This is a genomic window from Sphingomonas sp. DMC8 (genome assembly GCF_056314185.1).
Map to the genome: position 1 here is coordinate 221,211 of NZ_JBQUYV010000006.1, position 20,260 is coordinate 241,470.

Genomic DNA, 20,260 nt, shown 5'->3' on the forward strand with positions numbered 1-20,260 from the left:
GCGTTGCCCGTATAACCGCCTTTCGGAGCCTGGCTGAACTCTATTGAGTTACCATGATCACCTTGGTTATTCCATTTTCTGAGCAATTCACACACTTCGACATCCAGGCGCAACAACGATTCTGTAGCCTGAAAACGCGGGCTCACGATAGCCGCGTTTCCGCCCGGTCCGAATAGAAAAGCCGTATTATAAATATTCCATGTGAAACAAAGCACTTGGGGAAAATCGTATGAAATTGGGCGCTGTTGATCCGCAAAGTTCTCACGGTACCCACACATTACGCAACTGGCTCCTTGGACCGGTTGCGAACCTTTGGGTCGAACATGGGGTGGACCGTTCGGAAGGCGGCTTTTTTGATCAAATCGACCCAACTGATTTGAAAAACGCATGTTCATTCAAAAGATTGCGGGTTTGTGCCCGCCAAATTTATGTGTTTGCTAGGCTGGCGGAATGGGGCGTCGTCGGCGCGCGTGAGGCTGCATTAGGCGGGGTCGATTTCTTGTTTACACGCTTGCGGCATCCGGAAGGGGGCTTTATCCGCTCCACTACACTATTAGGCGAGCCGCTCGACACTACCCGCGATCTATATGATCACGCCTTTGTGATTTTCGCCTTGGCCAGCGCCTACCGTTTAATCCAGGATCGTGCGTTACTTGATGAGGCTCATTCTGTCGTGTCGTTTTTGGAGCGCGAGATGCGCCATCCCGCGGGAGGATACGTAGAAGCGCTTCCAACGGCACTGCCGCGCCGCCAAAACCCACACATGCATCTACTCGAAGCATATTTGGCTTGGGAAAATCAGCGCCCGGAAGAAGGGTTCGGCGAACGCGCCCAAGCCCTACTTCAGCTATTTACTCGACGCTTTTTCGATGGTCGCATATTATTCGAGTATTTTGGCGACACCTGGGACTTGCCTCCGGAGCCAGAGGCTTGGGTTTTTGAGCCAGGTCATCATTTTGAGTGGATATGGTTGCTCGGCCAGTCTAGAAAAATCGGCCTGATGTCGTCCAGCGAGAGCCTCACGCTTCAGCAGGCATTGGGGGATACTGCCATTCGCCATGGCATCTCGCCATCTACGGGTCTGCCATATGGCGCGGTCCATCGCGATGGAAGCGTTGCCGAAACCCGCTGCCGCATCTGGGTTTTGACGGAATGGCTTCGCGCAGCGCTTGTGGAACCAAAGAGCGGTGTAGGCGATCCAAACCGCATATCGCATTACCTCCTTGCATTTACGAATGGCTTGCAACCCGGTTTGTGGAACGAGCAACGCGACGCATTAACGGGCAGGTTCACGCCCGAGACTGTCCGCGCAAGCTCACTGTATCACATAGTCTCCGCTTTGGAGGCGCTGGTCAAACCCGATCTTTGAAGCAAACACGAGCAGACGCCAGCTGGGATCCGTTTGAATGATCGATTATCTTTACGAGCGCGTACACAACGCACGGGTGGCGGTCATTGGTGACGTCATGCTCGACGTATATCTTGACGGTACAATCGAGCGGATTTCGCCCGAGGCACCCGTCCCAGTTGTGCGTGCGCAAAAGCAGCGACATGTGCCAGGCGGCGCAGCTAATGTCGTCGCGAATATCCTCGCATTCGGCGCGCAAGTCGACATCGTGGGAGTCATCGGCACCGATGGTACCGACCTTGTCGCAGCGCTGGGCTCCCGCGGTTTGGGCCGGCATGATGGGTTGGTGATCGATTCCTCGAGACGAACGATTCGCAAACAACGCATTCTTGCCGGGCAGCAGGTCGTCCGTATCGACTTCGAGGACACACACCCGCTCGCGGAGACGGTCGAGACGCTCGTCGTCCAGCGCGCGCTGGAGAGCGTGTCTTGGGCGGATGTGGTCGTTCTTTCCGACTATGGCAAAGGCGTGCTGAGTGATGCCGTTCTGGCAGCGGTAATAGCCAGCGCCAATGATCAGAGCAAATCGGTGGTAGTGGACCCAAAACGGCGGGATCTATCTGCCTATCGCGGCGCTACCATCCTTACACCCAATCGCGCCGAAGTGGCAGCTACGACCGGCCGCCCCTGCGAAACCGACTCGGAAGCAGCCGCAGCCGTTGCCGAGGTCCAGGCGGTGTTTGGCGGCGCCGTGTTGCTGACTCGTTCGGAAAAGGGGATGACTTTTTTCCCGGTCGACGGAGGAAAGCGGCACTTCCCCGCTAGGGCGCGGGAAGTGTTCGATGTGTCGGGCGCCGGCGATACCGTGGTCGCCGCGCTTGCCGTTATGCTTGCCTGCGGCGAAGCCGTCGATACGGCAATTCGCTTTGCGAACGAGGCCGCGGGCGTCGTGGTTGGGAAACTCGGCACGGCGACGGCGACGCTCTCTGAAATCGCCGAGGCCTATACGCATCAGGAAAGCCGTTTCTGGGAGGAGGGGGCGCTGGTGTCTTCCGACACCGCACGCACCGTGTGTCGACGGTGGAAGGAACAGGGCCTAACGGTGGGATTCACAAACGGATGTTTCGATATCGTCCATCCCGGGCATGTCTCTCTGGTGCAACAGGCCAGCCGGGCGTGCGATCGTTTGATCCTGGCCATTAACAGCGATGCTTCCGTACGACGGCTGAAAGGGGCAACGCGCCCGCTGCAGTCTGAAGAGGCGCGTGCGCAGGTGATCGGAGCGATGAAGGGCGTCGATCTAGTAGTCATGTTCGAACAAGACACCCCACTCGAGCTGATCGAGCAACTCGAACCTGACGTACTAATAAAAGGCGCCGACTACAGGGTAGCCGAGGTGGTCGGCGCCGATCTGGTCCTCGCCCGTGGTGGACGCGTACTGCTAGCGGAACTCACGCCTGACCAGTCGTCGTCGCGGCTGATAGAACGGATGGGTGCATCCTATCATGCAGGATCGTAACGGCATAAGGGATGTGGTGATGCGCCCGATGGCCTTGTTCGACCGCGACGGGGTTCTCAACAAAGAGGTCGGCTTCGCGCACAGGCCAGATCAAATAGAATGGATGGACGGCGCCATGGCGGCACTGGCGCTGGTTCGGGCGAAAGGGTTTCGGACCGTCGTGGTGACTAACCAATCGGGCGTAGCTCGCGGATTGTATAGCGAACGCGACGTCCTAGACCTGCACGACTGGATGGCAAAGGAAATCGAGTCCGCAGGCGGTAGTGTCGACGCATTCTATTTTTGTCCGTACCATCCGGCCGCCTTGGTACCGAGTTATCGCGCCGATCATCACGATCGAAAACCTCGGCCCGGCATGCTCCTTCGCGCGATGGAGGACTTCCCGACCGATCGCGACAGGAGCTTCCTAATCGGCGACCGACAGAGTGACATCGAAGCTGCGCAGTTGGCCGGCATTGTGGGCCACCTATTCACGGGAGGGCGGTTGGACCTATTCGTCGGCCGCATCATAACTCATAATTACTAATATTTTTAAATATTTAATTGGCGAAGCGCCGCATGGAACGCGAAACAAGGGTACCGACATGAAAGCTGCGAAATTTTCTCCCGACGAATATGTGGCTGGACTATACCGAGCCCTGTTGGGACGCGATCCGGACGAAGAGGGCGCGCGCGGATACATCGATGCCTTACGCAAAGGGGCCACCCCTTTGTGGGTCTTGAACGAGCTGCAGAGCTCTTCTGAATATCAAACCAAGCTTGCCGCCGAATCCCCTACCGAAGCCCCCACCCTAGTCAGGCGAAATCGGAATCTTTCGCCGACTCACGACCTTGATTTCATCATCAGGGCGAGTGAAAAACATTTCAACAGTATTGATTTTTTCAAGCAACTGGATAAAATCGAATTTCCAGCAAAGAAGCCCGCGGCGATAAAAACAATCGCCGTTTATTATTGGCGGATGAATAATGGCGGAACGGAGCGCGTAACCGCCCGCCAGATAAAGATGTGGACTTCGATGGGTTACCGCGTGATCCTTCTCACGGATCAGGAGGCGGACCCCCTGAACGATTACGACTACGGAACCAGAATCGAGCGATTCATCCTGCCTGAGAGGATGATGTTCAACAACTACTATCCACCACGCGGAAGGGCACTAGCAGATATTCTAGCCCGCGAGGATGTGGACGTCTTCATCACTAATCAGTGGTACGAACTCTCAACGATTTGGGATGTGCTCGTCGCCAAGAGCTTGGGCATTCCGACCATCATCGGGTGGCATAATTGCTTCGATGCAGGCATCAACAGCGTCGATGATCTCGCCATCGCTTATCTGCGGTTCCTATCATATCGACATGCCGACTTGATGGTCGTTTTGAGTCAAGTCGACCAGGTCTGGTTCGAACGCTGGGGCATTGCTGCCCGCATGATCCACAATCCGCTGACCTTTGATACGCTCCCTGCGCAGGCGGCGCCACTTGCCGACAAGACGATCGTCTGGATCGCCCGGGTCGAGCGCCATCAAAAGCGGGTCGATTTGCTGCTGAAGATGTTTCCGCTCGTGCTTGAGCGTGAACCGGACGCCCGTCTCTTCATTGTCGGGGGCGGTCCGGATATGGATTGGGCGCGGGAATATGCGGACTCACTAAACATCCGTTCGCGAGTCCATTTCGTCGGCTACACCACCGAAGTCGAACGCTATATTGAAAAAGCGTCGGTCCACGTGATGACCTCCGACTTCGAAGGATACCCCATGGTCCTGGGGGAGGTTTGGTCACACGGCGTGCCCAGCGTTCTGTTCGACTTACCACAGCTGGAATATCTTCGATCGGGCAAGGGCTATATCGCGGCCCCCCAAGGCGATATCGTCGCGATGGCGGACGCAATCGTGGACCTGCTCGCAGACACAGCCAAGCGGCGTCAGCTGGGGGCGGAGGCACGGGACGTCGTGTCGAAGATCATCTCGGAGAATCTGAACACCGCCTGGGCCGCGGCCTTCACCGAAATTGTCGGCGGCGCACCCTTCACACCGCCGACAACGTCGACGGACGTGGACAGCATGTCCATCCTTATAGATCTTCTGCGTCAGCGTCTAATCAGCCTGCACAGCGACAATTTCCCGCAGCCCAAATTGCCTGTATTGCCCAGCTCTGTAGCGGCCAAGCCGCCGCGAACCCGTGGCATGCGCCTGGGGTTGAAGGTGGCGCAGATAGCGGGGCTCCCCGTGTATCTGGCGAAAAAGGCAACCTCGGTCCGCATCCTTCCCGAGCGGCGCCTCCGCACGATAGACCTCTCCAATGTGGGGCTGGGCGACAACCTGATGCTGTGGTCCGGCCTTTTTGCACTGCTGGAAAGCGGCGCAGACCTGTGCGCGCCGGATTGCGCCATCCATGTGCCTCACCTGCTGGTAGACGTCGCTAATGCGCTGTTTGGCCGGTTTGGCCTTCATGTGATTGGCGGGGCACCGGCCAAACAGGTCAGCCCGGTATTTTCTCCGCTCCCTCCCGAAAGCTGGAAGGATTGGCGTAAGACCTATTTCGGTCGGGATTGGCGAATGAACTGGGTGGAGGCCATCGACCGTCAAAAAACATTCCCGCGAAGCGGGATCGAGCTGACGTTCGCCAGCCGTGTTCGGCTTGCGGTCTCCGAATATTTCCTGTTCGGACGCACGGGCTGGGCCAAGGCGACGCCATCCTATATCGGCTATCGCGTCTGGTTGCCGCTAGCACTGCATCACGACATTTACCCGATTCAGTTCATGACGCAGATGAAGCGTTCCCTGGGCACAATTCGAAATATACTTCAGAGTTATGTCGACGACAGGACCACGGAAACTAAGCGAGCGGCATTCCTGCAGAACGTATCCTTTCCTGCCGGCAAGTCTTTTCAGACAATACCGCCCGCCGTTCTTGCACGAGTCAACAAGGAACTCGGCAAAGACGGATTCAATTGTTACGTTCAGGACGACAGCGCCTGGCATGGCGATTTCTTCAAGGCAGGCTTGCAGCCGCGTAACATCGATCAGTTGATAGATTCCTTTCGGTTGATTCGCTATTCACCGAAGCTGTTGACGACAGATAGCTTTACCTCCCACGTCGCACAATTCCTGCGTGATGATTTCATACTCGTTCTTAGCCGCGATTTGCGTGAAAATATCGTTCACCCCGGCGCTGAGCCGATCATCGTTGCCAACCACCCGCCATGCGCGCCGTGCAATTACCAAGAGCGATATCATTTCGACACCTGCGTCGCGGGCTATAAATATTGCATTGCGTTTAACGATGGAAAATTTGTGAGCGACATCGTGACAGCAGCGGGCAGGTGATGTTTTTGCATTGGCGGTCGGTAGTGGTAACGGAATTGTGAAGATTCTCGTCTGCACCAATATTTGGCCACCTAAGTTTGTTGGCGGTGCCGAGTTGATGGCGGAGCGGCTTGCCATGACGCTGGCCTCTCGTGGCCACACCGTAGAGGCTTTCGTGGGGGATCTAGGCGGACACATTCCGCGCGGATCGATCGTGCGCGACTCGTACAACGGCCTTAAAATCCACCGTGTTGCCCTGAGCCCCCGAGACTTCAATCCGGCTTGCCAAAATATGGTCCATTCCGAGGTTGACGCGCACCTGGAGGCGTTGATCGCTGCATTCCAGCCAGATGTTGTTCACGCGCACAATCTAATGGGTCTGTCCGCCCGCCTGCCCGTTATCGCAGGAGCGCAAGGTGCCCGTACGATTGTTACGCTGCACGATTACTGGGGATTCTGCTTACGCAACACGATGATCCGCCCGAGCGGACGAATCTGTGAGGATACTGCCGCTTGCCGCGGGTGCTTACCGCCATCCTCTGCACCCGATTCAACTAACCTACCCATGCGTGTGCGTGCGGATACGATTGCCCATTCACTTTCCAACGTAGATTCATTCCTGGCGCCCAGCAAACATTTGGCCTTACGCTACATTAGAGAGGGCATTTCCGCCGGCCGGATGCATGTTGTGCCGAATGGTATCGACTGCGACGCATTCAGACTGCGAACTTCGTCCGTGCATACACCGCCGGACATCGTGGAAGTCCTCTACGTTGGCTATCTCGGTCAACACAAGGGAATTGCTACACTAGTAGAAGCTCTGTCAGCCATGCGGGAAGCACACCGCGTGCGTTTGACGATCGCGGGCGTGGGACCTGACCGGCTCAAATTGGAGGCCCTATCGGGCCGCCTCGGTTTAACGCAGGTGCGTTGGATGGGACACGTCCCTCGAGACGAGATGCCGAGCCTGTATCAAACAACTGATGTCGTTGTGCTCCCCTCCGTCTGGCCCGAGAACCAGCCGGTGTCGATTATGGAAGCCATGGCCAGCGGTATTGCCGTGGTTGCGAGCCGGATTGGGGGCATTCCCGAGATCGTAGAACACGGAAAGACAGGGCTGCTCGTCGCTCCCGGAAGTGTTGGCGAACTCGCAGAGGCACTGGATGAACTGGTCGTTAATGCGGAGAAACGATTTCGCTTCGGCCGGAACGGCCGGGCGCATGTTGAACAGCTCACGTTCGCCGCACAGGCAGAAGCGGTTGAAGCACACATGGAGGCGGTCTTGAAGGCCCCTCCAGCATATGTACCCCACCCGATAACGGCGCTTGTCGGTTACTGTCAGAGTGCACGATCGGATCCCGATCGATTGGAGCTACTAGGAAGCGACGCGACCAAGACCTTCCTAATACCGCTGTCGTGGCTATCGCCGAAAGAATGGGAGGGCACACTGCAACTGGCATATCTTTCAGCCGGCAAGCCTTGGTATCGCAAGCTTGTCGCCCTTGCGCTCCCGGTTCTAAACATGGCTCTGCACATGCTGCCGGTCCATCGTCGGTCTTCCCTTCTCGCCGTGATCATCGGAATTTTTCCGAACTTTCCTAGGCACGGAGAGACGCGACGAGGAACCTAAGCACGCTCTACTCAATATGGGACATGATGTACCATCGCAATCTCGAGCGATCTACATTGTGGCGATGCCGCTTTTCCCATTTGCCGTCTCAACCACGTGCAGGCCCAAGAAATAATTCAAGCGCATTGGGTTACTTGAAGCCGCCGCGGCGGCTTCGGCGGGATCGGTAGTCCCGAGCAACCGTTATCTCTTGTTCACTATCAGGCGCTTCAGGTGCCCGCATCCGCAACAAGATATATTGGTGCGGCGCAGAACTAGACGAATCCGCATGCAAAGACATGATAGCGAGCTAGTTAGATGGAAACCCATTCTTCACCAAACTGCTAGCGCAAACCGATCTCGTCTGACGCAGCCCCGGGGACAATAGTGTCCTTTCGCAGCCTCAGTACGTCGGGCGCCATGCCCGGAAAGGCCATACGCCGCGCATCAACCACCAACAATAAGGGCGCCCAAGATCGCATGCCACTCCACCGCGCTTTTCCCTAGCGCACGCAGTGCATGCTATAATACCAATGGATCGGCACGATGGTCTAGAATACGAAATTCCCGATAAACATGTCCGCGCGATTTCGATCACACGGCATATCTAACGACGTCGGAAAAATCTCGTTCGCAGGTTCAAACTTCCCCACATCCTTCCTAACCATCGTTATTTCGATAACATTTGGTATAGCGACATTTCCAATTATCGTCCATCCACCATAATTATTCCCGTGCACGTGAACAAGATGATGAGATGCCGTTAAATTTGCGATAGCTTCGCGGACATTTTCAGCATTTTCGGGTTGGGCAAGCAGTTTAAGGTCGTGTATCTCGAAGACCATCTGGCGAAACTGTTTTAAAACGCTATTGGGAGTGCTCTGCAGGAGACCCCATTCGTGCGTTTCAATGTCACACTTGAGAACCATTTCTCTTTTGTCGACATGGCCATTACGCTCAATCAGGCTTTTCAGAGTCTGCGTGTTACTTTCTTCATTAACCTCGCCTCCGATCCAAATGGGTTCCCATTTGAACAAGGGATGGCTCCTCGGCAAACCCGAGATTGTAGGATCATATTGAAATACTGGTATCCCTCTGTTTGCAACATCGATATCCCATGACACATCGTCATTTATACCTAGAGAATACGCGGCGTCGACGCCTTCAAAAGCATCAACCATCACATATCCACCATCAAAACTCCGCCCCAACCTGATCTTTTCAGATCCAATAAGTTTCATTGGACGGAACATTTTTAAAACATTGACAGTAACAGCGAAAACCTCGTGAGATTCATCTACTATCACGCGAACTCTCCACTCAATGGCATTATATTTCTTAATAATGTCAATATAAAGAGATCCGTCTAGGATCTACTCCATCAAAATCATCATACACAAACGCGCCAGTCGTCAAATGGACTCATTGCGCTCGAAGTCGACCAGCGTACCGTAACGAACGATTAAAGGCTAGGACATTCCCATCTTCTGCGGCCCACGATGCCCTTGCACGCACCCCAGCTTCACGCACTGAGGAAACCGCGGATTTGATTATGCACACCACGCACACCGCTTTAAATGGTCGCTGAAGGCGATCTGCGACCCGGTAGGCGCCCCGGCGCAGCTATCCGGCAAAAGGCATCCTCGGGTGGCAGCGGTATTTAAAACAAGGCCAGTATGGCAACACCGGCTGCAAATCCACAGAAATTACACACTCAGAATGCACTACGCACAATATACACCCCCCCACCAAGGCTCAATGATAAATGACTTTATCATTTCAAGTTTAATTTTTATAATATAAAATATTTTATATTATGTATTTAAATATCTTTCATACCCAAAAATATCCATTAGATCAGAAACTGATCTTTCAACACAAGAAATCTCATCTTCCGACAGACGATCTCGAAACTTCCCAATCATCCCGTTACCTATATGGTTCGGATGCCAGTGAGATACTTGTGTCCAGCTAGATGCTGGTGTATCAGCATTAAGTATTCCTGCAGCAACCCATTTAGAAATTGATTCCTGAATCCTCTCCTTTTTTAGATAATCGAAAATCCGTTGAATTTCCGCTTCCGATACAACAGGCGCTATTATAGAGCTTATTTTAATGATATTATCGATCGAGCCTACTCCATCCTCATACTTTAAAGACAAAACATTACATTTATTATTTAAATATTCAATCGACGCAGCACAGTTTTGCAACCTCCTGATGGCTTCATCAAATTGGACGCCAAAGGCATCATAAAGCGAAACAACGCAATCGCGCGGATCCCTGACGGTCAATACCACCTTACTTCCAACACAATTTACTAAGTCGATGAGCCTGCTGGTGGGTTCGTGGCATTTTATAACTATAATATTTTCAGGATTATTTAATTCACTAATATTGTTTGGTATATCATCACTATATAGTGCAACAACATTTCCATAACCTTGACAAATCTCAATTACAGCGTTGTAAGCCCAAGTGCTTCCACTTCTCGGAATGCCGACGCATAGAATAAATTTTGCGGTATTGAGCAATGTTTTCTCCCATATCTATTTTTAGTAAAAATTATCCATCATATTTATTCAACCATGAAATTATATTTCGCATAAATAATTCTGCGCAATTGCACAGAAATGTAAATTCAATCTTATGCAGAATACCGCATGCTGACCGCGAGTGTAATGTTGTTCGACCATTCGCGCACAACGGGAGGCTCGGGTACTAGCAACGTTATGAGCTGAAACGCAATGGATGCTCGTATCCGAGCCGTTCCATCTACTTCAACGCGCACGCACCGACCATAAGCATACCCGGCACTCCCGGGACGAAGCGACCGCAAGCGAAATCCCCTCGCGACTGGCATGTAGCTCCCGGAGGTCTGGAAAGGTCGCACGGACATCGTGCCGAAGGAGCTCCGCGTACGGCTGGGCCGCCGAGTCACGCCGATTGCTCGCGCGTCTGTGCACGAAGCGACCGGAAGTCCTTTCATGCAATCGACTCCACATTTAGAAAAAGCGCCGCCACTGGCTCGATAGCGAAAAGTCGATCTGGCCCGCAGTGACTCGGGCTCACGGAGCAGAGATAAATCACGAGCGTTATGACGGCAAGATCGCGCCCGTGCACTTTCGTTGGTCTGATTTACGATCACGGGTTCGTAGCCAATTTCAGAGCGTTATAAACCCGCGCCACGCCTTTGTGCAGGCGCTAGTCATTTGCACCTTCTTGATCCACGACGAGCACCTAATAAATGTACTAACGCGGATTCGCTGGCCATATACTCCGCTAGTTCGCATCGACATTCACCGTGCCCAGATCGTGGAGGCGGCGAGATGGGTGAAACCAGCGAAGAATGGTCCGGCAAGTAAAACGCCTCGGAAAACGTCCACAGTGTTTGAGACGACTGAAACGTCGTTCGATGCAGTTGCGCTGTTATTGGCTATCGAGTCGTGGGCTATGATTGCCTCGGCGCCCGTTTCAGCGAAGATGACCCGTACGGCATTGCCTTCATGGCCTTGTCGGCGAGAACGGCGTTACCGCTATTTCCGTGGAGAAGGCCGGCGACGGGGCGATGTTGCCGGTGGGCGTAATGATGAAGCGTAGCGAGCGATTGGGCAAGCTCGTCAGCATCCCATCGCCGCCTGCTGGTGCGCGTGCATGATAGTGTTGTCGGCCATCAGAAAGCGCCGGAATGCTGCAGATCCGCCGCCCCCGCCCAGTCGCAGCGATGCGATTCGCTGCCGTTACGCATCGCTCACTTCGTCCCGCTTCACCGCCATCAGTCGCTCTCGGTCTTAACACGGATGACGATGACACGGTGATTAGCAACTTTGCTCCCTAATCCAGCGCCTCCGCCTCCCAAACCTCCGTACCCACCTGCGCCTGCGCCTCCTTCGCATAGCGCGGACCGGCGGCGGCGTTCGCAGGAAACAGCGCGTCGACCTTCGCTAGCACCTCAGCAGAAACAGGCCGCGCGAAGGTGCCCAGCAGCTCATCGAGATGCTCGACCCGCGTCGTGCCCGGAATCGGCACCACGAACTCGCGGCGGGAGAGCAGCCAGGTGATGCAGAGCTGTGCCATGGTGCAGCCGGCATCCTCGGCAAGCTCGCGGAAGCGGGCGGCCAGTTCCAAATTGCGGGACAAATTCTCGCCCTGGAACCGCGGCATGCTCGCGCGCAGGTCGCCCTGCGGCACGCCCTCCGGGCCTACGCTCCCCGCCAACATCCCGCGCCCGACCGGTGAGAAGGCAACGAAGCCCGTCCCCAGCTCCGCACAGGCATCGAGCACCGCGATTTCGGCATTGCGCGTCCAGGGTGAATATTCGGTCTGCATCGCCGCGATCGGATGCACCGCATGCGCCCGCCGCAGCGTCGCTGCCGACATTTCCGACAGACCGATCGCCCCGATCTTCCCCGCTTCCACCGCCCGTGCGAGCGCGCCGACCGACTCCTCGATCGGCACGTTGGGATCGAGCCGATGGAGATAATAAAGGTCGATATGGTCGGTCCGCAGCCGGCGCAGCGAATCCTCCAGCACCCGGGCAATCGCCCGGGGGCTGCCGTCAAGCCCGCGCTTGCCGTCGATTTCGGCCAGCACGCATTTGCTTGCCAGCGTGAACTCCCGTCGCCGGTGCATCACCGTGCGCCCCAGCAGTTCCTCGTTCGCGCCGAAGCCATAGAGCGCGGCGGTATCCAGGAACGTCACCCCCGAGTCGAGCGCATGGAGCAGCAGCCGCTCCGCCGCTGCCGCGTCGGGACGCGGCAGATAGGCGTGACTGAGGTTCATGCAGCCGAGCCCGATCGCCGAGACGGTAAAGGGGCCAATCTGGCGCGTGGGCAGGGTCGGCATGGTCAGAGCGGCAATCCTACATAGTTTTCCGCGATCGTCGTCTGTGCCGCGCGCGACGTGGCGATATAGTCCAGGTCGGCCAGCTGCATCCGGCGATCAAAGGCGTCCGTATCCGGGAAACGGTGCATCAGCTTGGTCAGCTGCCAAGAGAAACGCTCCGATTTCCAGACCCGGGCGAGTGCCCGCTGCGAATAGCCGCCGATCGCGTCGCTGTCATGCGCCTTGAAATGGCGGACCAGCGCTTCGGAGAGATAATGCACGTCCGAGGCAGCAAGGTTGAGCCCCTTCGCGCCGGTGGGCGGCACGATGTGGGCGCTGTCGCCAGCAAGCAGCAGCCGGCCGTGGCGCATCGGCTCGAACACGAAAGAGCGCAAGGGCGCGATCGACTTCTCGATCGCCGGCCCGCGGGTGAGGTTTGCCGCCGCTTCCGGCCCCAGACGCACTGCCAGCTCGCCCCACAACCGGTCGTCGGGCCAGTCCTCCAGCTTCTCGTCAAGCGAGACCTGGATGTAATAGCGGCTGCGCGTCGCCGAGCGCATGGAGGCAAGCGCGAAGCCGCGATCGTGATTGGCGTAGATCAGTTCGTGGTCGCAGGGCGGCACATCGGCGAGAATGCCGAGCCAGCCGAACGGATAGACTTTCTCGAACGCGGTGCCGACGCTGGCCGGGATCGCCTTGCGCGAAGGGCCATGGAACCCGTCGCAGCCGCAGATAAAGTCGGCATCGATCCGCTCGGCGCGGCCGTCCTTGGTATAGGTCAGATAGGGCGCATCGCGGTCGACATCGTGCAGTGCGACATCGGCAGCTTCATAGATCACCTGCAGGCCGCGCTCCGGCGCCGCGTCCATCAGGTCGCGGGTCAGCTCGGTCTGGCCATAGACCAGCACATGATGGCCAGTGAGCTCGGTCACGGGAATGCGGATCAGCCGGTCGCCATCGGCCAGCGCGAAGCCGTCATGCGGCAGGCCTTCGCGGTGCATGCGGTCTGCAATGCCCACCCGCTCCATCAGCATGGTGGCGGTGCGTTCCAGTACGCCGGCGCGGATGCGGCCCAGTACATAATCGGGCGTGGCGCGCTCGACCACCACCACCTCGATTCCCTCCGCCCGCAACAAATGACCGAGCAACAACCCCGCCGGGCCGGCACCGACAATCGCAACCTGAGTCCGCATATCGCCTCTCCAACTATGATGTTGGCACCATGCTGGCGCAGCGCGCCGCTTCGTGTGAGGGATGGGTCAACCTTTTATTTGGACGATTCAACCGATCGTGCCAGACGTGCCCGATGCGCGAACGAAGCCCTGTCCCGGCCTTTTATCTCTATGGCGAGCCGCAGCGGGGGGTCACGGAAGGCTTTGTCCATGTCGAAAGCCTCGACGATCGCTCACGCCCCAGCGAATGGACGATCCGCCCGCATCTGCATCGCGATCTGAACCATGTGATCCTGATCGCCGAAGGCGGCGGGTCGATGACGGCGGAGGCAGAGACGGTCGCGTTCGATGCGCCGGCGCTACTGCTGGTGCCGGCAGGGATTGTCCATGGCTTTAGCTGGCACCGCGAATCGCGCGGCTGGGTCTGCACGATTGCCGACGTCTATTTTGCCCAGCTGGCGATGCGCGACGCTGCGCTGGAGGCGCTGTTCCGTCGCCCGCGCGCGTTGGCGCTGACGGGGGAAGATGGCAATACGGTCGCCACCTTGCTGTCGGAGGTGCAGCGCGAGCTGAACTGGGCCGCCCCTGGCCAGCGCGCGGCGGTGGAAGCGGCGTTGCTCGCGATCCTGGTGCGCAGCCTGCGTCATGCCCGGCCGGCAACGGCGGCCGGATCAGGCAGCCGACGCGAGGCGGAAATTGTCGCCCGGCTGCGCGCGCGGATCGAGGATCGCTTCCGCCTTCGCGAGCCGGTGAGCCTTCATGCCCGGGCGCTGGGCGTAAGCGTTACCGCGTTGCGGCTCGCCTGTTCGCGGGTGGCAGGGACGAGCCCGACGGCGATGCTCGACGGCCGCGCGCTGCTCGAGGCACGGCGGCTACTGCTCTATTCGGGACTGTCGGTGGGGCAGATTGCCGATGCGGTGGGGTTCGAAGACCCCGCCTATTTCTCCCGCTTCTTCACGCGGCATGTGGGGGTGTCGCCGCGGGCGTTTCGGGCGGGAGCGGGCAAATCACGGCCACCCTCACCCTCCCATCGCTGACGCGATGGGCCCCTCCCTCTCCCAAAGGGAGAGGGGTGAGCGCTCCCTCTCCCTCTGGGAGAGGGAGGGAGCCGCGAAGCGGCGGAAGGGTGAGGGTGACCGCCTTCCGCGGCCTCACCCCGCCAGCTGGCTCTCCAGCTCGCCGAGCACGCGGTAGCAGTCGAACACCTTCGCCACCGAGCTGTTCGGATCGCGGCCCTCCCGAATGGCCGCGATGAACTCGCGGTCCTGCAGTTCGATGCCGTTCATCGACACATCGACCTTGCTCACGTCGATCGGCTCTTCCTTGCCGTTCACCAGATCGTCGTAGCGGGCGATATAGGTGCCGTTGTCGCAGATATAGCGGAAGAAGGTGCCGAGCGGCCCGTCATTGTTGAAGCTGAGCGACAGGGTGCAGATCGCCCCGCTCTCGCTCTTCAGCTGGATCGACATGTCCATCGCGATGCCGAGTTCGGGGTGGATCGGCCCCTGCACCGCATGCGCCTGCACGATCTTGCCAGCCTGATAGGCGAACAGGTCCACCGTGTGCGCGGCGTGGTGCCACAGCAGATGGTCGGTCCAGCTGCGCGGCTGGCCCTTGGCGTTGATGTTCTTGCGGCGGAAGAAATAGGTCTGCACGTCCATCTGCTGGACGGCGAGCTCGCCCGCGGTGATGCGGTTATGGACCCATTGGTGGCTCGGGTTGAAGCGGCGGGTGTGGCCGACCATGCAGACCAGCCCGGTCTCCTGCTGCTTCGCGAGCACCGCCTGCGAATCCGCCCAGCTGTCCGCCAGGGGGATCTCGACCTGAACATGCTTGCCGGCATCCATGCAGGCGATCGCCTGCTGCGCATGCATCTGGGTGGGGGTGCAGAGGATTACCGCGTCGACATCGTCGCGGGCCAGCGCGTCGGCCAGTTCGGTCGAGTGGTGCTTGGCGCCGTACTTCGCTGCGACGGCGGCGGCCTGTTCGGCGGTGCGGCTGATGATCGAGGTGATCTCCACCCCGTCAATCTTCTGCAAGCCGTCGAGATGCTTTTCGCCGAACGCGCCGGCGCCGGCCAGGGCAATACGCATGATGTTCTCCCTAGAAAGTCTGGATCAGCGGACGGGTTCGAGCACGAGATGCCCGACCGCAGTGTTGGAAGCGGGAACATGGTAATGGCGGTGCAGCGCCCGCACGTCGCGCCCCAGCGCGCCGCGCATGATCAGCCACATCACCATCTCGATCCCTTCGGAGCCGGTCTCGCGCAGATATTCGATGTGCGGGATGGCGCGGAGTTCGTCGCCATGGGGTCCGCTCATCAGCTCGAGGAAGCGGTTGTCCCATTCGGCGTTGATCAGCCCCGCGCGCGGACCCTGGAGCTGGTGGCTCATGCCGCCGGTGCCCCAGATCTGCACGTTCAGATCCTCGGGGAAGCTTTCGACCGCCCGCGCGATCGCCTCGCCGAGCAGCCAGCAGCGATTGCCCGAGGGCGGCGGATAGGTGACGACGTTGACCGCCAGCGGCACGACCTTGACCGGCCATGCCTCGGGCTGGCCGAACATCAGGCTCATCGGCACGGTGAGGCCGTGATCGACCTGCATCTCGTTGATGATCGTCATGTCGAATTCGTCGAGGATGCAGCTCTGCGCGATGTGCCAGGCGAGATCGGCATGGCCGATCACGTCCGGCACCGGGCGCGGCCCCCAGCCTTCATCGCAGATACCGTAGCGTTCGGCACAGCCGATCGCGAAGGTGGGGATGATCCGCATGTCGAAGGCCGAGGCATGGTCGTTATAGACCAGGATCACGACGTCGGGCTTTTCCTGCGCGATCCACTGCTTCGACCAGTCATAGCCGGCGAACACCGGCTGCCAATAGTCCTGCCCGGTCTTGCCGAGATCGATCGCCGCGCCGATCGCGGGGACGTGGCTGGTCGCCACGCCGGCGGTAATGCGTGCCATCAGCGTTTCTCCCGGATCGAGCGGACGCCCTGCGGGCTACGGCCGCCGGCGACCATCATCGCCTGATAGTCCTCTGGGCTCATCCCCGTCATTGTGCCGACCGCCTGCAGGAAGCTGAGGCCGTCGGTGGAGAAGAGCTTGGCGAGGAAATAGATGTTGCCGCCCAGATCGAGGCAGCGATTATAGTCGCGGTCGAGCAGCGCCTGTTTCTGCTCCTCGCTCAGCGGCCATTCATCGAGATAGGCACGCTCGTCGGCCTTGAAGCGGGCGCGGTTCTCCGCCGTCATCAGGCTCATCGCAAACTGGTTCATCCAATAGCCGCGCCGCGCCCGTGCCGCCGTATAGACGCGGGTGCCGGGGATGTCGTCGAACTCCGCGAGATAGGCGTGGATGTCGGTGGTCATAGCCCCCTCGCTTTCAGCTTCGCATCCAGCCGCGGGAAGACGCGACGGGCGTTACCCTCGAAGATCGCGTGCCGCTCCGCATCGCTGATCGCCAGCGCGTCGATATAGCGCTTGGTATCGTCGAAATAATGCCCGGTGGTGGGATCGATCCCGCGCACCGCGCCGACCATTTCCGACCCGAACAGGATGTTCTTGTTGTCGATCACATCGGCCAGCAGGTTGATGCCCGGCTGGTGATAGACGCAGGTGTCGAAGAAGATGTTGTGCATCAGATGCGTGTCGAGCGAAGGCTTCTTCAGCATGTCCGCCAGGCCGCGATAGCGCCCCCAGTGATAGGGCACCGCGCCGCCGCCATGCGGGATGATGAAGCGCAGCGTCGGGAAATCCTGGAACAGATCGCCTTCCAGCAGCTGCATGAACGCCACCGTGTCGGCGGCGATGTAATAGCCGCCGGTCGCGTGAATCGCCGGATTGCAGCTGCCCGAGACATGGATCATCGCCGGTACGTCCAGCTCGACCATCTTCTCGTAGAACGGGTACCAGTAGCGATCGGTGAGCGGCGGATGGGTGAAATGGCCGCCGCCCGGATCGGGATTGAGGTTGCAGCCGATAAAGCCGAGTTCGGTGACGCAGCGCTCCAGCTCCTCGATCGAGCCCTGCATGTCGGCCTTGGGGCTCTGCGGCAGCATGCATACGCCGACAAAGGTTTCGGGGAACAGGTCGACGACGCGACCGATCAGGTCGTTGCAGCGCCGCGCCCATTCCTTCGCGACCGTCTCGTCGCCGACATGCGGCGCCATCGCCGAAGCGCGGGGCGAGAAAATGGTGAGGTCGGCGCCGCGTTCCTTGATCAGGCGCAACTGGTTCGCCTCGATCGTCTCGCGGATCTCGTCGTCGCTGATCTCGGGATAGGGCGGCGGGGCTTCGCCCGCCTTGAAGGCAGCCTTCTGCGCCTCGCGCCAGGCATCATGCCCCTTGGGAAGCACGGTGTAATGACCGTGGCAGTCGATGATCATCGTCATTGGGATTGCATCCTCTCCTCGATCGCGGCGAGCTTTGGCGCGAGGCCTTCGGGCGGGGTGGCGAGCCCGAGCGTGCCGATCGCGCGCTGGCGGATCACGGTGCCGCGGGTCATGGCGGCGCCGGTGCCCAGCGCCTCCAGCGTCTTGACCACTTCCTCCATCTCGGCGGCGCGGCGCAGCCCGTGGATCATCATGCGGTCGAGATTGTAATCGGCCCGCGCCTCCCACGGGCGCGGGCGCTCGCTGGCGTCGAGCGAGGCGAACACTTCGTCGCGCACGCCCGCGGCTTCGGCCGCGAGAACGCATTCGGCGGTCAGCGCCTCGATGCCCTTCACCATTACCGATCGGATCATCTTGATCGACGAGGCGCGGCCCACGGCATCGCCGGCGATGCTGATATTCTGGAAGCCCAGCTGGGCCAGCGCCGTCGCGGCGGCTTCGGCGCGTGCGCCGCTGAGCAGGAGCGGTACGGCGAGCCGGGCGGGATCGACGGGCGCGAGGATGGCGAGGTCGACATAATAGGCGCCCGCTGCCTCCACCGCGCGGGCGGCGGCCTGCTTGGTCTGCGGCGCTACGCTGTTGCCGTCGCAATAGAGCGCGCCAGCCGCGAGATGCGGGGCGGCGGCTTCTGCCGCGACGAGCGCCTGATCGGCAGTGACGAGCGACAGGACCAGCGAGCGGCCGGCCAGCGCCTCGGCCAGCGTCGCGGCGCCGGTGAGGCCGGCCTCCGCATAGCGCTCGCGCATCGCGGCAGCCTCGGCGCCGTCGGTCTTGCGATCGAATGCGCACGCTGCTTCCCATCCGCCCGCCCGGGCGAAGGTCGATCCAGCCTCTCCAAAGCCGATCAGGGCGATCGCGTCTTGCATTGCGGCGGCATGGCCGAGGGCGGTCGCCCCGGCCAATCGAATCCACCCGGGCGCTATAAGTTTTTACGTATAGAGCGTTGCAGTCGACGCCTGGAGGGTGGCGAGGAAGCCCGCCTGGGCGCGGGTGGGGCGCCAGTCTGCGCGGTGGGTGACGCCGATGGTCCGCGTCACCGCGCCCGGGGCGGGACCGAGATCGACCACCAGCCCCGCCGCCAGCTCGACCGAGAACTGGTCGACCGAGAGCAGGGTCAGCTCATCCCCGGCCTGGAGCAGTTCGCGGATGGTGATGACCGAGCCGCACTCGATCGGCACCGGCGGCAGCGGCCCGCCGATCGCCGCGAACAGGTTGCGCCACAGCGTGCGCAGCGGCGTGCCTTCGGGCGGGACGATCCAGCCAAAGCGGTGCAGCGCCGCCAGCCGGTCGCCGGTCAGACTCGCCAGCGGGTGGCCGGCACGCCCGAAAATGGTCGGGCGATCGTCGAACAGCCGGGTCTGGACCAGATCGGGGCCGAGCGTCTCTGGATCGCGCAGCGCACCGATCATCAGGTCTATCTCGCCATCGCGTAAGGGCCCCACCAGCTCGCCATGCGCGCCTTCGTGGATCAGTATGTCGATGCCCGCATGCGCCTGGCGAAAACTGTGGATCGCATGCGGCAGCAGCCGGGCACGGCACAGCGGCATCGCCCCGATGGATATGCGCCCGGAGGTGCGGCCCAGCAGCTCGCCCAGATCCTCCACGCCGGCGCGCAGTTCGGCGAGCGCAAGGCGCAGCCGCCGGGCCATCTGCGCGCCCTGATGCGTCAACACCAGCCCGCGCCCGCGCCGGTCGACCAGCCTTTGCCCCAGCGCGAGCCCGAGATCGCCGACCGCACGGTGGAGCGACGACACCGTCACGCCGGCTACCAGTGCCGCCGCCGGATAGCTGCCCTGTTGCGCCAGCGCGACGAACGCGCGCAGCTGTGCCGCAGTCACCCGGTTGCTGCCGATCAGCCGCAGCGCCGCCTCGACGCGCGGTACCAGCCGCAGGGCGGCGGGGGTCGGCTCGATGCCGGTGGCGCGCCGCTCGAACAGGGCGAGGCCCAGCTGCCCCTCAAGCTTCGCGATTCCCTGCGTCACCGCCGGCTGCGTGAGGTGGACAGCATCGGCGGCACGGCTGACGCTGCCCAGCCGCACCGCGGCGGCCATCGCGGCGAGGTGGCGGATATTGAGCTGGTCGACCTGCACGGCGCAT

At 59.7% G+C, this 20,260-nt stretch carries 16 protein-coding genes; 6 read left to right on the top strand and 10 right to left on the bottom strand.

From position 1 onward, the window contains the following. Positions 1–229 precede the first annotated feature (229 nt). Genes ACT53K_RS13730 through ACT53K_RS13750 form a run of 5 tightly spaced genes read left to right on the top strand, consistent with a single transcriptional unit; the run spans position 230 to position 7,799 of the window. On the top strand, positions 230–1,369 hold the full coding sequence (locus ACT53K_RS13730; protein ID WP_476229241.1) for an AGE family epimerase/isomerase: 1,140 nt from the start codon (positions 230–232) through the stop codon (positions 1,367–1,369). Positions 1,370–1,406: 37 nt separating this feature from the next. After that, on the top strand, positions 1,407–2,867 hold the full coding sequence (rfaE1, locus tag ACT53K_RS13735; RefSeq protein WP_476229242.1) for a D-glycero-beta-D-manno-heptose-7-phosphate kinase: 1,461 nt from the start codon (positions 1,407–1,409) through the stop codon (positions 2,865–2,867). Further along, positions 2,854–3,393 carry a D-glycero-alpha-D-manno-heptose-1,7-bisphosphate 7-phosphatase gene (locus ACT53K_RS13740; RefSeq protein WP_476229243.1) on the top strand — a complete coding sequence of 180 codons (540 nt, stop codon included), beginning with the start codon at positions 2,854–2,856 and terminating at the stop codon, positions 3,391–3,393. The genes rfaE1 and ACT53K_RS13740 overlap by 14 nt, the downstream gene beginning before the upstream one ends. A 58-nt stretch (positions 3,394–3,451) precedes the next feature. Beyond that, the gene (locus ACT53K_RS13745; RefSeq protein ID WP_476229244.1) at positions 3,452–6,190 is read left to right on the top strand and encodes a glycosyltransferase; all 2,739 of its coding nucleotides are present in this window, start codon (positions 3,452–3,454) and stop codon (positions 6,188–6,190) included. Positions 6,191–6,227: 37 nt separating this feature from the next. Further along, complete coding sequence (locus ACT53K_RS13750) at positions 6,228–7,799, top strand: glycosyltransferase family 4 protein (RefSeq protein ID WP_476229245.1); 1,572 nt, start codon at positions 6,228–6,230, stop codon at positions 7,797–7,799. Between the two features lie 530 nt (positions 7,800–8,329). Here the strand turns inward: ACT53K_RS13750 and ACT53K_RS13755 are convergent. The 4 genes from ACT53K_RS13755 to pobA form a co-directional block, all read right to left on the bottom strand. After that, the gene (locus ACT53K_RS13755) at positions 8,330–9,085 is read right to left on the bottom strand and encodes a hypothetical protein (protein ID WP_476229246.1); all 756 of its coding nucleotides are present in this window, start codon (positions 9,083–9,085) and stop codon (positions 8,330–8,332) included. Between the two features lie 507 nt (positions 9,086–9,592). Further along, positions 9,593–10,312 (bottom strand): sulfotransferase domain-containing protein, encoded by a 720-nt coding sequence (locus ACT53K_RS13760; protein ID WP_476229247.1) that lies wholly within the window; start codon positions 10,310–10,312, stop codon positions 9,593–9,595. Positions 10,313–11,612: 1,300 nt separating this feature from the next. Further along, positions 11,613–12,623 carry an aldo/keto reductase gene (locus ACT53K_RS13765; protein ID WP_476229248.1) on the bottom strand — a complete coding sequence of 337 codons (1,011 nt, stop codon included), beginning with the start codon at positions 12,621–12,623 and terminating at the stop codon, positions 11,613–11,615. 2 nt (positions 12,624–12,625) lie between these two features. After that, positions 12,626–13,795 carry a 4-hydroxybenzoate 3-monooxygenase gene (gene pobA / locus ACT53K_RS13770; protein WP_476229249.1) on the bottom strand — a complete coding sequence of 390 codons (1,170 nt, stop codon included), beginning with the start codon at positions 13,793–13,795 and terminating at the stop codon, positions 12,626–12,628. 113 nt (positions 13,796–13,908) lie between these two features. Here pobA and ACT53K_RS13775 point away from each other — a divergent pair, with 113 nt between their 5' ends. Further along, entirely contained in the window at positions 13,909–14,811 is a 903-nt protein-coding gene (locus ACT53K_RS13775) for a helix-turn-helix domain-containing protein (protein ID WP_476229250.1), read from the top strand. Positions 14,812–14,925: 114 nt separating this feature from the next. Here the strand turns inward: ACT53K_RS13775 and ACT53K_RS13780 are convergent, their stop codons facing one another. The 6 genes from ACT53K_RS13780 to ACT53K_RS13805 all read right to left on the bottom strand — a co-directional run bounded on the left by ACT53K_RS13780 (position 14,926) and on the right by ACT53K_RS13805 (position 20,253). Further along, the gene (locus ACT53K_RS13780; protein WP_476229251.1) at positions 14,926–15,867 is read right to left on the bottom strand and encodes a Gfo/Idh/MocA family oxidoreductase; all 942 of its coding nucleotides are present in this window, start codon (positions 15,865–15,867) and stop codon (positions 14,926–14,928) included. Between the two features lie 24 nt (positions 15,868–15,891). Further along, complete coding sequence (locus ACT53K_RS13785; protein WP_476229252.1) at positions 15,892–16,737, bottom strand: class III extradiol dioxygenase subunit beta; 846 nt, start codon at positions 16,735–16,737, stop codon at positions 15,892–15,894. Next, positions 16,737–17,141 carry a protocatechuate 4,5-dioxygenase subunit alpha gene (gene ligA, locus ACT53K_RS13790; RefSeq protein ID WP_476229253.1) on the bottom strand — a complete coding sequence of 135 codons (405 nt, stop codon included), beginning with the start codon at positions 17,139–17,141 and terminating at the stop codon, positions 16,737–16,739. Before ligA ends, ACT53K_RS13785 begins: the two co-directional genes overlap by 1 nt. Then, positions 17,138–18,163: an amidohydrolase family protein gene (locus ACT53K_RS13795; RefSeq protein ID WP_476229254.1), complete on the bottom strand. Its 1,026-nt coding sequence runs from the start codon at positions 18,161–18,163 to the stop codon at positions 17,138–17,140. Before ACT53K_RS13795 ends, ligA begins: the two co-directional genes overlap by 4 nt. Next, positions 18,160–19,029, bottom strand: a complete 870-nt coding sequence (locus tag ACT53K_RS13800) for a DUF1932 domain-containing protein (RefSeq protein ID WP_476229256.1) — start codon at positions 19,027–19,029, stop codon at positions 18,160–18,162. Before ACT53K_RS13800 ends, ACT53K_RS13795 begins: the two co-directional genes overlap by 4 nt. 63 nt (positions 19,030–19,092) lie before the next feature. Next, positions 19,093–20,253 (bottom strand): LysR substrate-binding domain-containing protein, encoded by a 1,161-nt coding sequence (locus ACT53K_RS13805; RefSeq protein ID WP_476229258.1) that lies wholly within the window; start codon positions 20,251–20,253, stop codon positions 19,093–19,095. Between the last annotated feature and the right edge of the window lie 7 nt (positions 20,254–20,260).